We start from the raw sequence: 13,286 nt of genomic DNA on the forward strand, positions 1-13,286 counted from the left end.
ATCACCCCTGGCGGCCCTCGGCGTACGCGGCCAGCCAGGCGACCTGCGCCGGATCCAGCGACGGGCGGACCCGGGCGCGGGCGGTGGCGACGTGCCCGACGGTGATCGAGGTGGCGGCCAGCGACTCCCGCATCGCGGCGAGCGCGGCCTCCCGGACCAGCGCCGCGCAGTCCGCCGCCGAGAATCCGTCCAACTCCCCGCCGAGCGCGGCCAGGTCCACCTCGTCGGTGAGCGGCACGTTCCGGGACGCGGCACGCAGGATCTCCGTCCGGGCCGGGCCGTCCGGCGGCGGCACGTACACCAGGCGCTCCAGCCGGCCCGGCCGCAGCAGCGCCGGGTCGACCAGGTCCGGCCGGTTCGTCGCGCCGACCACCACCACGTTGCGCAGCGTCTCCACCCCGTCCAGCTCGGTGAGCAGCGCCGCGACCACCCGGTCGGTGGTGCCGCCGTCGGTGGCCTGACCGCGTACCGGCGCCAGGGCGTCCACCTCGTCCAGGAAGATCAGCGTGGGAGCGGCCTCCCGGGCCCGGCGGAACAGCTCGCGTACCGCGCGCTCGCTCTCGCCCACCCACTTCGACAGCAGCTCCGCGCCCTTGACCGACAGCACGTTCGCCCGGCCGGAGCCGGCGAGGGCGGTCACCAGGTAGGTCTTGCCGCAGCCCGGCGGCCCGTACAGCAGCACACCCCGGGGCGGCTGCACGCCGAGCCGGGCGAACGTGTCCGGGTAGGTCAGCGGCCACAGCACCGACTCGGTCAGCGTCTGCTTCACCTCGACCAGGTCACCCACGTCGTCCAGGGTCACCCGGGCCAGCTCCAGGGTGGACGACGCCATCGTGGTCGGCCGGACCACCTCCAGCGCGGCGGTGAAGTCGGCCATCGTCACCGTCGGCCGCTCGGCGGACTTCTGCCGCAGCGCCGCGCGCACGCCGGCCTCGCGCACCAGCGCGGCCAGGTCGGCGGCGACGAAACCGGGCGTACGGCCGGCGACCTCGTCCAGCCGGACGTCCTCGGCCAGCGGCACCTGCCGGGTCAGCACGGTCAACTGTTCCCGGCGCAGCACCGCGTCCGGCAGGGGTACGCCGATCCGCAGCGACAGCAGGTCCGGCGCCCGCAGCGCCGGGTCCACCGCCTCGGGGCGGCCGGTGGTGCAGACCACCGCCGCCCCGGCCCGGAGTGTCTCGGCGAGCACCTGACGGAAGACCGTGGCCACCGGGCCGGGGTCGTCCGCCGGGGCCAGCGCCTCCACGTCGGTGACCAGCAGGACCGCCGGCCCGTCGGCGCGTACGGCCGCGGCGGCGTCGCGCAGGCGCTCGGCCGCCGCCTGGTTGTTCAACGCGGCCAGTTCGGGTGCCCAGAGCGGGCGTACCCGTGCGCCGACCCGGGCCGCGACCGCGCGGACCAGTGCCGACTTGCCGGAGCCGGCCGGGCCCTCGACCAGGACGCCGAGCGACACCGTGGTGCCGAGCCGGCCCAACACCTCCCGGTGGTGGAAGCCGAGGTCGAGCAGCTCGGTCAGTTCCTCGGCCTGGGCCCGCAGCCCGGGCAGTTCGTCCACCGAGGGCGCGTCCGGCAGCGCGGTCCCGCCCGCCTCGGCGTCCGCCGGGCCCCGGCCGGCCGGCCGGACCGCGGTGGCCGCGCCGGCACCGGACCGGACAGGTTCGCCGTGCGGCCGGCCGGTCGCGTCGTCGGACCGGATCGTCCCGCCGCCGGTGCGGTGGTCCGTCGCCGCACCGCCGGAGCCGTGGGTGACCGCGCCGTGCTGCCAACCCACCACGGTGTCCATGGTGACCAGAGCGGCGGTGTCCGGCTCGGCGGCGGCCACGGTGAGCAGGGTGCTCGTCCAGGCGTACCCGACCCGGTTGGACAGGCTGCGCCGCGCCGCCTCGACCAGGCTGCGCACCGACGCGTCCGGCAGCACGTCCTGCGGCAGCAGCGACACGTCGTCACCGGCGGTGACCATCTTGCCGAGCAGCGCCAGTCGCAGCATCTCCGGCGACACCACCGCCACCACCGACGGCGGCCCGGCCAGGACCACCCGGCGGGCCGCGGTGACCGGCACCGGGGTCACCGTCACCGCGCCGCCGTCGCGGATGCCGAGGTTGCCCAGCACCAGGTCGTCGGCGTAGAGCAGCGCGGTGCCGGCGTCCGGCTCGGCCGGTGCCACGACACCGGCGCTCACCCGCCGGCCGGCCAGCCGGACCGGATCGCCCGGGCGCAGGCCGAGCGCGGTGAGCACTTCCGGGTGCAGCCGGACGATGCCGCGCCGGGCGTCCAGCGCCGCCGGCCGCAGGCTCGCGGTCAGGGTCAGTTCGGGTACCGCCACCGCCCGACCCTAGCCCCCGCTGTCCCGTCGGGTGGTTACCGGGACGTCAGCCGCCCTGCTCGCCGGCGAGCAGCGAGGGGTCCTGGCGGATCATCTCCGCCAGCCGCGCCGCCGGGTCCGCGTCCGACCCGTCCCGGGGCGTCCACGCCGACACGGTCTTCACCGACATCGGCCACACCGGCGGCGGGGCGGTGGCCTCCGGCGCGGTGACCATGACGATCCCTCCCGACCAGGAGACCCGCAGTGGGTAGGCCTGCCCGTCCTGCTCGATCCGCACGCTGACCGCCATTCCCGGGTGCTCCGCGACCACCCGGCGGACCACCTCGGCCACCTGCTCGACCGGGTCCCGCCACCGGGTGTCGTCGGCCCGGTGCAGGCCCGCGGCCGGCCCGGCGGGGTCGGCGAGGTGCCCGGGATCGGCCGGCTGCCGGGCCGGCTCGACCGGGCGGCCGTCCGCCCAGCCCGGTCCGGCGTTCCGGCCGGTGCCCGGGGCCGCGCCGACGGTCGGTACGCCGCCGGTGGCGGTGGCCGCCGGGTCCGGCGCCCCGGCGGCACCGGGCGGCGCGGCGGTCTCCTCCTCGGCCGCCCGCCGCCGCAGCGCCTCCTCGCGCCGCGCCATCCGGGCCAACGTCTCGTCCAGCCCACCTCTCACCACGACCACCCCTTTCCATGAAACGGGTCTGCCCGCCGTTCGGATCAGGTCTCTCGCTCCCGGGTGGCCCGGTCCAACGCGCGGTCCAGGACGACCAGGAGCGCGTCCCGCACCGAGAGCCGGTCCCGGGCGTCGAACTGCACGAGGGGTACGTGGTCGCCGATCGCCAGCGCCCACCGGATCGCCGTCAGGTCGTGTGCCACCCGGCCGTTGAAGGCGTTGACGCCGACCACGAAGGGCAGCCCGGCCCGCTCGAAGAAGTCGATCGCCGGGTAGCAGTCGTCCAACCGGGCGCTGTCCACCACGACGAGCGCCCCGAGCGCGCCGCGAGCCAGGTCGTCCCACATGAAGCCGAAGCGGGCCTGGCCCGGCGTGCCGAACAGGTAGAGCTTCAGGCTGCGGTCGATGGTCACGCAGCCGAAGTCCATCGCCACCGTGGTGGTGGTCTTAGCCGACCGTACGCCCGGGTCGTCGAGTCCCAGCGCGGCGCTGGTCATCTCGGCCTCGGTGGTCAGCGGGGCGATCTCGGAGATCGCGCCGACCGTGGTGGTCTTGCCCACTCCGAAGCCACCGGCGACCAGGAGCTTCACCGGGATGGGCGGGGCGGCGGGCGACTCGCCGGCCGGCCGGGCGGCGAAGCCGGTGTCCGGCACCGGGCCCGGCGGCCGGTACGGCGGAGGCGGCGTGGCCGGGCCCCGCGCGGCCGGCGGGTGACCGCCCGACGGTGTGCCGTAGCGGGCGGCGGCGCTGTTGGCGGCGAGGCCGCCCAGCGGGGCGACCGACCAGTCAGGAGATCGCACGGAGTCCATCAATCACTCGCAGGATGATGTCGGGGTCGAGAGCCTCGTCGGCGACGCCGACGTGCACGTCCAGGTGCCCGGCGGCCCGCAGGTCGCCGACCAGGACGCGGGTCACGCCGAAGTGCATCCGCATCGTCGCCGAGATCTCCGCGACCGAGATCGGCTCGGCGCAGAGCGCCACGATCGCCTGAAGTTCCGGGGCGAGCCGGGTCGGCGGTGTCGTCCAGGAGCCTGCCGGGCGCGCCGTCACCTGGGTCTCCAGCCCGATCGCCGGGTCCGCGCCGGCGACCCGGCCGGCGGTGAGCACGAACGGGCGGGGTCCGGCGGGTCGCTCCGGATCCGGCTCGGTGCTGGCCGACGCCGCCGGCAGGCCCACCGTGCCCGGCTGGCCGGCCGGCACGGGTGAGCGCAGGTAGGGACGGATCCGGAAGCCGCTCTCCGGATCCGGTCCCTCGCCGGCGACGTCTCCGGTCACTGCTGGACGGCGTTCTTCAACTCGGCGATCAGGCGTGGGGTGAGGGCGCCGCCGGCCCGGCCGGCGAAGAGCGTCATCTCGTACGCGACGGTGCCCAGGTTCGCCGAGCGGTCGGCGACCACACCCAGCACCGAGCCGCTGCTGATCGCGCTGATCAGCAGGTAGCCCTCGGCCATGTCGACGATCACCCGGTTCAGCCCGCCCAGCGCGTACCAACTGGCGGCGCCGCCGGCGAGGCTCGTCATGCCCGACACCACGGCCGCCAGCCGCTCGGCGTTGGATCGGTCCTTGATCGAGGACATGGCCATCAGCAGCCCGTCCGACGAGACGGCGATCGCCTCCAGCACCCCGGCCGTGCTGGAGGTGAAGGAGTCCAGCAGCCAGTTGAAGGTGCGCGCCTCCGGGCTGAGGTCCCCGCCCGCGCCCGACTGGGCCTGGTGATCGATGTTGTCGTGCAGGAAGGGGCTGGTCACCGTGTCGATCCCTCTTCGTTGCGGCGGTGTGGACTGACCTCACGCAGAGCCCGGGCGACGCCCGCCTCGAACTCGGTGATGAGGTCGCGGACCTCGGCGGGGTCGCCGGGATCCTGGACGGTCGGTGGGCGGGGCGGGGCGACGGTCAGGTTGGCCCCGGGGACCCGGCGGGTCAGCCGGGGCCGGTCCGGCGTCGTCGGCCGGGCGGTCGTCGCGCTTCCCGCCGGACGGGTCAGTTCGGCCCGGCGTACCCCGGACTCGAAGGCCTCGACCAGGGCGCGCGCGGCGGCCGGGTCGGCGTGGGTGGCGTCCACCGGACCCACCGGCGGTCGGCTCGACGGCAGGTTGGCGCCCGGCACCCGCTGCCGCACGCCCGCCGGGGCGAAGGCCGCCGGCGGCCCACCCGCCGTGCGCGGGGGTGCCAGGCCGAGGTCGGCCGGTGGCCGGCCGGCCACCGGAAGGTCCCGGGTGACCTCGGGGGCCGGGCCCGGCACGCTGATGTCCAGGAAGGCGGTGCCGCCGGTGGGGGCGGCCGGCGGGTGTGGATCGGGGGCGCCACCGGAACCGAAGGCGTCCCAGGACGGGCCGGACTCCATGCTGCGGGTGGCCCGGCTGAGCAGCGCCGGGTCGAACCCGCCGAGCGGCGACAGGTCCGGCCCGCCGGCCGGCGGTGTCTCCGGTGCGGCACCGACGGCGGCCAGCGTGCGTCCGCCGCGGGTCGCGTCCAGGATGCCCGGGGAGCGCCGCTCCCGCCCCGGCACGGTGGCCCGGGCGACGGTCGCGCCGGCCCGGTCCGCGCGGCGGATCACCAGCGCCGACTGCGGGATCTCCAGGTGGGCGGTCAACCCGCCGCCGGCGGTCGGCACCAGGCCGACGGCCCAGCCGTGCCGGCGGGCGAGCCGGCCGACGACGAACAGGCCGAGCACCTCGGTCGGGGCCAGGTCGAGTCGTTCCCGCCGGGTCAGCCGGGCGTTCTCCTCGGCCAGCCGTTCCTCGGTCATGCCGATGCCGTGGTCGATCACGGTGAGCCGGACGCCGATGCCGGTGGTCTCGCCGGCGACCGTGACCCGGGTGTGCGGCGGGGAGAAGACCGTCGCGTTCTCCATCAGCTCGGCGAGCGCCAGGACCAGGTCGCCGACCGTGCCGGGTGCCGCCGAGACGCCCGGCGGGACCTGCACGTCCACCCGGGTGTAGTCCTCGATCTCGCCCAGGGCCAGCCGCACCACGTCGGCCAGCGGCACCGGTGCGACGTTCGCGTCGTCGCCGGCCGAGCCGGAGAGCACCACCAGGCTGCCCGCGTTGCGGCGCAGCCGGCTGGAGATGTGGTCCAGCCGGTACAGGTCCTCCAGCCGCCCGGGGTCGGCCTCCTGGCGTTCCAGCCGGTCGATCAGCGCGATCTGCCGGCCGACGAGGTTCTGCGTACGCCGGCCGACGTGACCGAACATCTGCGCCACGTTGCGCCGGCCGGCCACCTGCCGCTCGACCAGCCGGGCCGCCGTGGTCTGCACCCGTTCGAAGGCCCGCGCCAGGTCGCCGATCTCGTCGCGGGCCCGGACGTCGACCGAGTCGAGACGGACCGGCTGCGGTGCCTCGGACTCGTCGTCGGCGACCCGGGTCAGTTCCGTCTCGGCCACCCGGGCGACCCGGTCGGCGGACCGGGTGAGGCGGGTCAGCGGGCGGGCCACCGTCCGGGCGACCGCCACGCTCAGCAGCACCACCACCGCGAGGATCAGGACGGTCACCCCGCCGACCAGGTACGCGGCGGTGAGCGCCGCCCGCTGTTCGGCGGTCACCTCGGCGATGACGTCGGCGACGATCTTCTTCTCGACGAACTGGCCGAGTGTGATCATCGAGCGGGAGGACGGGAAGAGCGCGTCCAGCGGCACGCCCTCGACCGCCCCGACCGGGTCGATCACGCTCGCGGTGAGGAAGTCCGGCGTGGTCCGGGCCTGCACCGCCGCGTCGTTGAGCATCGCCAGCTTGAACTGCTCCGGCGTGATCAGGCTGCGGAACCGCTGGTTGTCGACCTGGAGCGCGGACATGCAGGCCACGTACGCGGTCACCGCCGTGGGCGCCTTGGTCGCCTTGACCAGCACGATCAGCGTCGCGCAGGCGCCCAGCCCCTCGTCGGCGCGCAGCAACCCGTCCAGGGCGAGGACCTGCTGCCCGGCCGAGGTGTTGGTGTCCACCGTGAAGGGCAGCCGCAGCGCCTCGATCAGTCCCATGTTGACCGGCCCGTACGCGGCCATGATCTGGTCCGGGGTGGCGGCTCCGGCGAGTACCGCGGCCCGCAGGTCGGTCAGGTCGCGTACGCCCTCCAGGGCGCGCCGGACCTCGGCGGGCAACTGGCCGTCCGGGGTGGCCCGGAGGTCGGCGACCCGGTCGTCCACGGTGGCCGACTTCTGCACCAGTTCGGCCCGGGTGACCCGGCCGAGCAGCAGGCCGACGGAGAGGATCCGTTCCTGTTGCAGGTCCTGCACGAGGGTGCCGATCCGGCTGGCGACCCGGACCCGGTCGGCGATGTCGTCGGCCCGTTGCGCGGCGGCCACCCGGTCGAGCACCACCGGCACGGCGAGGCCGACCATGCTGAGCAGCGGCATCACCACCAGCAGGGCCAGCTTTCCGCGGATCCGGAGCCTACCGAGCAGCATCGAAGGGTCCCCACTGCGAGGTGGCCGGCTCGGGACCCACCCCGGCCGGTTGGAGTGACCGGCCGGCCGGCGGCTGCCACGCGACGGCCGGTATCGGACCGGAGTCCTCCGCCACGTGCCGGGCCTCGACCGCGTTGCGGCGGGCCCGCCGCGCGGCGGCGACGAGGATCGCGACGAGCGCGCCCAGCAGCAGGACCGCGACGGCGGTGGCGGCCACCGCGAGCCGCCGGTCCCGGTCCAGTTGGTCGAGGCGGTCGGCGAGCAGCGCGTCGAGCTCGCCGAGGATGACCGGCTGGAGCTGCTTGCCGGCGGCCTGGACGGCGTTCCGGGCGCCGCCGAGCTGGCTCGGGTCCACCTGACCGGTACCCGGCGCGGGCGCCGAGTACGCGGCCAGCGCCTCCACCGCCCGCTGGTAGGTGTCCAGCGGGGTGAGCACGTTGGCGCCCAGGTTGGTGCTCTCCGAGCTGTCCACCGCGGCACGCAGGTCGGTGACCATGTCGGTGGCCGGGGCGAGCGCGGCGACCCGGACGGCGGCGAGTTCGGCCACGGTGCGGGCCTGCTGGGCGGCGGGCCGGCGGGCGGCGAGGAGGGTGAGGTCGGCGAGCCGGCCGGCGGCGATCATGGCCTCTGGCAGGTCCTTGCCGACGCCGTCCTGGAGGAAGAAGGAGTCCGACGCCGGATCGCGGACCAGGCCGGAGGTCTCCCGGACCTTCCGGTGCAGGGCCAACAGCAGGTCGGTGGTCTCGCCGTACGCGGCGAAGGCGGCCTCCGGGTTGCCCGCTCCCCGCTCGGACAGCGCCTCCAGCTTCGCCCGCAGCCCGGCCCAGCGCTCCTGGCTGCGCAGTTCGGCGCCGATCCGGGCGTCGACCGAGGCGGCGTTCTCCACCGCCCGGGTCAGCGCGTCGGCGGACACCGGCTGGCCGGCGACCGCGGCCGACTGGGCCTCCACCAGCGCGTCGGTCACCGGCCCCAGGGCGCGCAGGTACTCGACACCGAGGCGTTCGGACACCACCAGGTCCCGGTCGTCGCCGGTGAGCCGCCAGGTCTGGACGAAGAGGAGGGCCAGCGGCGCGAGCAGGGCCACCACCAGCAGCAGCGGCAGCGCGCGACCGGCTGCGGACGGTCGCCGGCGGACCCGCGGCGCGGGGACGGTCATGGTCGGTCTCCTCCGGCGGGGGTGCGGAAATGGTGCGGGTCGGTGCTCGCCGATCGGGTCCCATGCACCGGACCGGAAACTAACCGAAGCCGCGAGGGGCGTTCGCGCCGTCGGTGAGTCAGTTTTGCGTCAGTTCGGACGAGGTCACCTGCGGTGGACCGGGCGGATACCGTCCGTGTGATTCCTCGGCGCGACATGTATGGATCGAAGACGATTTCCACCGTAGATCGGAATTCACGTGATCCGAACTCATGCTGGTGGGATGGGTCTGGACCTTCTGCGGTCGCACCGGTCCGGCCGCCGATCGGAGCAACCGGACGGACGTACGGAGGATCTCAGCCAACGCTCAGGATCGGGACCGTAGCGTGTGTCGCATGAGATCGCCCTCGCCGGCCGCGTGGATCCGGCGTGCCCTGCCCACCCGTCGGCGCGCCGTGGCCACCGCGGCGGTCGCCGTGCTGCTGGTGGGGGCGGTGGTCTGGGCGGTACGACCCCAGGGGCCGGACGTCCGCACCTCCTCGGCGATGCTCACCGTCCGCTCCGGGCCGACCGGCGACGAGCCGGTCGACCTGGACACCACGCTCTACCTGCCGGCGGACGCCTCCGACGGCAACAAGGTCCCGGCGGTGCTGCTCGCCCACGGCTTCGGCGGCACCAAGGAGTCGGTGCGGTCCGACGCCGAGGAGTTCGCCGGTCGCGGGTACGCCGTACTGACCTGGACCGCCCGGGGCTTCGGCCGCAGTGGCGGGCAGATCCACCTGGACGACCCCGACCACGAGGTGCGCGACGCCGAGCGGCTGCTGGACTGGCTCGCCGCCCGGCCGGAGATCCGTACCGACGCCGCCGGTGACCCGGCGGTGGGCGTCGTCGGCGGTTCGTACGGCGGCGGGCTCGCCCTGCTGCTCGCCGCGCGGGACCAGCGGGTCGACGCGATCGTCCCGATGATCACCTGGAACGACCTGTCCCGGGCGTTCCTGCCGGAGAGCACCGGCAAGGACGCCACCCAGGGCGTGTTCAAGTCCGGCTGGGCCGGTCTCTTCTTCGGTGGTGGCGGCAGCGTGGGCACCGGTCCGGCCGGCATCTCCGGTGCGACCGGAGCCCAGCCGGAGGGCGCACCCGAGTCGGCCGGGCCGCCCAGCCCGGGCCCGGGCGGCGGTCCGGGCACCGGTCCGGGGGCCGCCCCGGCCCGGGCGGCCGACCCGTCGTGCGGGCGGTTCGCCGCCGACGTCTGCGCCGCCTACCTGCGCATCGCCACCACCGGCCGCGCCGACCAGGCCGCGGTGGACCTGCTGCGCCGGTCCAGCCCGGCCGGGGTGCTCGACCGGATCAAGGCACCGACCCTGCTGGTCCAGGGCGAGGCGGACACCCTCTTCCCGCTCACCGAGGCGGACGCCAACGCGCGCGGCATCGCCGCGAACGGCACGCCGGTGCGGGTCGCCTGGTTCACCGGCGGCCACGACGGCGGCGAGGGGCCGCAGACCGACTCCGACCGGGTGAAGTTCCTGACCGTCCAGTGGCTCGACCACTACGTCAAGGGCGAGGGCGACGCACCCGGTGACGACTTCACCTGGTCGCGGATCGCCGGCTTCGACGCCCTCGACCGGGGTCTGGTGGCCACCGGATACCGCACCACCGACTATCCGGGCACCGCCGGCACCGGCCGCCGTGACGTGGTCGTCGCCGGACCGCCGCAGCCGGTCGCCAACCCGCCGGCCGGCAACCCGGCCGCGATCTCCTCGGTGCCCTTCGCCGGTGAACTCTCGTCGTTGCTGGGCGGCGTCGCCGGCGACATACCCGGGCAGCACGCCCGGTTCGAGTCCGCGCCGCTGCCCGACGCGGTCGACGTGGTGGGCGCGCCGACGGTCCGCATCCGGGCCGCCTCCGCGACCGGCGAGGCGGTGCTGTTCGTCAAGCTCTACGACGTCGACCCCAACGGCGCGGCCACGCTGCCCAACGGGCTGGTCGCGCCGGTCCGGCTGACCGGGCTGCCGCGCGAGATCGACGCCGCGCAGCCGGTCACCGTCACCCTGCCGGGCATCGTCCGCCGGATCGAGGCCGGCCACCGGCTGCGCGTCGTGGTGGCCACCTCCGACCAGGCGTACGCGACCCCGGTGGAGCCGGCCGTGCACACGGTGGCGCTGGCCGACGGTGTGGTCGGCCTGCCCACCGTCGACGGCGAGCCGATCCCCACCGCCGCCGTCGTCTGGCGCTGGGTCCTCGCCGGCCTGCTCGCCGCGATCGTGGTCGGGCTCGTCGTGGTCGTCGCCGTCGCCCGCCGCCGGAACCGTCGCCAGGACACCTCGATCCACCCGGCGTACGCGGGCACCCCGCTGGCCGTGCGCGAGCTGCGCAAGGAGTACGCCGACGGCTTCGTCGCCGTGTCGAACGTCGACTTCGACGTGCACCCCGGTCAGGTCGTCGGCCTGCTCGGCCCGAACGGCGCCGGCAAGACCACCACCCTGCGGGTGCTGATGGGGCTGACCCAGCCCACCGCCGGTGAGATCTACGTCTTCGGGCACCGGCTGGTGCCCGGCTCGCCGGTGCTGTCCCGGATCGGCGCGCTCGTCGAGGGGCCCGGTTTCCTGCCGCACCTGTCCGGGCTGGACAACCTGAAGGCGTACTGGCGGGCCACCGGCCGGCCGTGGGCGGACGCGCACTTCGACGAGGCGCTGGAGATCGCCGGCCTGGGCGACTCGGTGCACCGCCGGACGAAGAACTACAGCCACGGGATGCGGCAGCGGCTGGCCATCGCGCAGGCGATGCTCGGCCTGCCCGAACTGCTGGTCCTCGACGAACCCACCGACGGCCTGGACCCGCCGCAGATCGCCGAGATGCGCCGGGTGCTCCAGCGGTACGCCACCGACGGCCGGGCGGTGCTGGTGTCCAGCCACCTGCTGGCCGAGGTGGAGCAGACCTGCACCCACGCGGTGGTGGTCAACAAGGGCCGGATCGTCGCCTCCGGCCCGGTCGAGGACATCGTCGGCGAGTCGCCGAGCGTGCTCTTCGAGGTCAGCGACCCGGCCGCGGCCCGGACGCTGCTGGACGGCCTGGACGGGGTCCGGGTGCTGCCCGACACCGACGGCCAGCTCGTGGTGGACACCAACGGCACGGCGCGCAGCGAGGTGGTGGCCGAGCTGGTGCGGGCCGGCATCGGGGTGGACCGGGTGGTGCCCCGGCGCCGCCTGGAGGACGCGTTCCTCGCCCTGGTGGGCGAGAACTCTCGGGGAAGCGGGGACCGGTGATGGCGGGATCGACGCGCGAGGAGACCGCACCGGGCACCGGTGGCGGGCCGGCCGGGCCGGCGCACCCGTCCGGCGCGGCGGCCGGCTACCGGCCCTCGGCGACCATGCCGTTCGTCGCGGAGTTCCGCCGGCAGGCGTCCCGGCGGCGTACCCAGCTCGCGCTCGGGTTCATGGTGCTGCTGCCGCTGATCATCCTGATCGCTTTCCAGTTCGACACCGGTGACGACGACGACAACGGGCGCGGCGAGTTCGGCAGCCTGATCGAGTTCGCCACCAGCGGCGGGCTGAACTTCACCCTGTTCACCATCTTCGTCTCGGCGTCCTTCCTGCTGGTCGTGGTCGTGGCGCTGTTCTGCGGTGACACGGTCGCCAGCGAGGCGAGCTGGGGGAGCCTGCGCTACCTGCTGGCCGTGCCGGTGCCCCGGGCCCGGCTGCTCACGGTGAAGCTGCTGGTCGCGCTCGCGTACTCGGCGTTGGCCCTGCTGCTGCTCGCCGGCACCGCCCTGCTCATCGGCACCCTGCGGTACGGCTGGGAGCCGTTGCGCAGCACCGTCGCCGCCCAACTGGAGCCGGGGGAGGGGCTGCTGCGGCTGCTGATGGTGCTCGGCTACCTGGCGGTCGTCCTGCTGGTGGTGGCCGGCCTGGCGTTCCTGCTGTCGGTGACGACGGACGCCGCGCTCGGCGCGGTCGGCGGCGCCGTGCTGCTCTGGATCCTGTCCAGCATCCTGGACCAGATCACCGCGCTCGGTGCCATCCGGGCGTTCCTGCCGACCCACTTCAGCACCGCCTGGCTGGGTCTGCTCTCCACCCCGATCCAGACCGACGACGTGGTCCGCGGCACCATCTCCGCGGTCGCCTACGCGACCCTCTTCTGGAGCCTGGCCTACTACCGCTTCACCCGCAAAGACATCACCAGCTGAGGTGCAAGGAAGGGCACCCTATTAACGCCTGCGGTAGAGGAAGGGCCCCCTGTTAACGCCGCATCTCGGGGGCGCAGCGTCCGGGGTGGGCAGCGGGCAGGGCGCAGCGGGCGGCGGCGGACAGCCGGCGGTCGCACCAGACGTGGACGCGGTGGACTGACGGCCCTCCTCGCTGAGCGTGGTGCCGCCGAAGTCGACGGCGCGCCGGCGGCAGGAGACTGCCAACGCTGAGGGCTTCGGAGTCCGCCGTTCGGACCGCACGGTGTTTCACGACGACTAACCGACCTTCACGCCGTCGCACTGGCCGTCATGACCGGCGGACCACACCCGCTCGCGCCGTCGCGGATCGAACCTCCTTGCCGTGACGGTCGGCCACCAGAAAGGGTCGGCCGCAGGATTCGGCTTCGCATTGCGGTAGTGCGGCCACCGAGTCGACCATCGTCCCCATGCTGCACATGTCAAAAAAGTGGGTCTTCTGCTTGATTCGTGGGTCGGTGGTGATCATCTTCCGGGGAGTTGGGGTCGGTGGCCGCCGAGGCTGAGCATGGCCAGGGCGATGAGGGCGTCTGCTGAGTGGAATCCGAAGGCCATCCG

Annotated in this window: 9 protein-coding genes; 2 read left to right on the plus strand and 7 right to left on the minus strand. The window is 74.9% G+C overall.

The window, feature by feature from the left end; all coding sequences use genetic code 11:
• Position 1: 1 nt before the first annotated feature.
• From D7223_RS30265 to D7223_RS30295, 7 genes are read right to left on the minus strand one after another with little or no spacing between them, the layout of a single operon-like run.
• On the minus strand, positions 2-2,323 hold the full coding sequence (locus tag D7223_RS30265; RefSeq protein WP_120732733.1) for an AAA family ATPase: 2,322 nt from the start codon (positions 2,321-2,323) through the stop codon (positions 2-4).
• Between the two features lie 46 nt (positions 2,324-2,369).
• Positions 2,370-2,975 (minus strand): hypothetical protein, encoded by a 606-nt coding sequence (locus D7223_RS30270; protein WP_120732762.1) that lies wholly within the window; start codon positions 2,973-2,975, stop codon positions 2,370-2,372.
• Between the two features lie 44 nt (positions 2,976-3,019).
• A complete protein-coding gene (locus D7223_RS30275) occupies positions 3,020-3,784 on the minus strand; it encodes a GTP-binding protein (RefSeq protein WP_186832325.1) in 765 nt (254 codons plus the stop codon).
• Positions 3,762-4,250 carry a DUF742 domain-containing protein gene (locus D7223_RS30280; RefSeq protein WP_120732734.1) on the minus strand — a complete coding sequence of 163 codons (489 nt, stop codon included), beginning with the start codon at positions 4,248-4,250 and terminating at the stop codon, positions 3,762-3,764. The genes D7223_RS30275 and D7223_RS30280 overlap by 23 nt, the downstream gene beginning before the upstream one ends.
• Positions 4,247-4,723, minus strand: a complete 477-nt coding sequence (locus tag D7223_RS30285; RefSeq protein ID WP_186832326.1) for a roadblock/LC7 domain-containing protein — start codon at positions 4,721-4,723, stop codon at positions 4,247-4,249. The genes D7223_RS30280 and D7223_RS30285 overlap by 4 nt, the downstream gene beginning before the upstream one ends.
• On the minus strand, positions 4,720-7,374 hold the full coding sequence (locus tag D7223_RS30290; protein WP_120732736.1) for a sensor histidine kinase: 2,655 nt from the start codon (positions 7,372-7,374) through the stop codon (positions 4,720-4,722). The genes D7223_RS30285 and D7223_RS30290 overlap by 4 nt, the downstream gene beginning before the upstream one ends.
• Entirely contained in the window at positions 7,361-8,530 is a 1,170-nt protein-coding gene (locus tag D7223_RS30295) for a hypothetical protein (protein ID WP_120732738.1), read from the minus strand. Before D7223_RS30295 ends, D7223_RS30290 begins: the two co-directional genes overlap by 14 nt.
• Positions 8,531-8,904: 374 nt before the next feature.
• Between D7223_RS30295 and D7223_RS30300 the strand changes: the two genes are divergently transcribed.
• Complete coding sequence (locus D7223_RS30300) at positions 8,905-11,772, plus strand: alpha/beta fold hydrolase (protein ID WP_120732741.1); 2,868 nt, start codon at positions 8,905-8,907, stop codon at positions 11,770-11,772.
• Positions 11,772-12,692 (plus strand): ABC transporter permease, encoded by a 921-nt coding sequence (locus D7223_RS30305; protein WP_120732743.1) that lies wholly within the window; start codon positions 11,772-11,774, stop codon positions 12,690-12,692. Before D7223_RS30300 ends, D7223_RS30305 begins: the two co-directional genes overlap by 1 nt.
• Positions 12,693-13,286: the final 594 nt, after the last annotated feature.

The sequence above is a fragment of the Micromonospora endolithica genome (assembly GCF_003626595.1).
In the GTDB taxonomy this organism is placed as follows: domain Bacteria; phylum Actinomycetota; class Actinomycetes; order Mycobacteriales; family Micromonosporaceae; genus Micromonospora; species Micromonospora endolithica.

Excerpts from the sequence above, each read along its gene's own strand:
- D7223_RS30275 (WP_186832325.1), bottom strand. The coding sequence starts at position 3,784 with ATGGACTCCGTGCGATCTCCTGACTGGTCGGTCGCCCCGCTGGGCGGC.
- D7223_RS30290 (WP_120732736.1), bottom strand. The coding sequence starts at position 7,374 with ATGCTGCTCGGTAGGCTCCGGATCCGCGGAAAGCTGGCCCTGCTGGTG.
- D7223_RS30295 (WP_120732738.1), bottom strand. The coding sequence starts at position 8,530 with ATGACCGTCCCCGCGCCGCGGGTCCGCCGGCGACCGTCCGCAGCCGGT.
- D7223_RS30300 (WP_120732741.1), top strand. The coding sequence starts at position 8,905 with ATGAGATCGCCCTCGCCGGCCGCGTGGATCCGGCGTGCCCTGCCCACC.
- D7223_RS30305 (WP_120732743.1), top strand. The coding sequence starts at position 11,772 with ATGGCGGGATCGACGCGCGAGGAGACCGCACCGGGCACCGGTGGCGGG.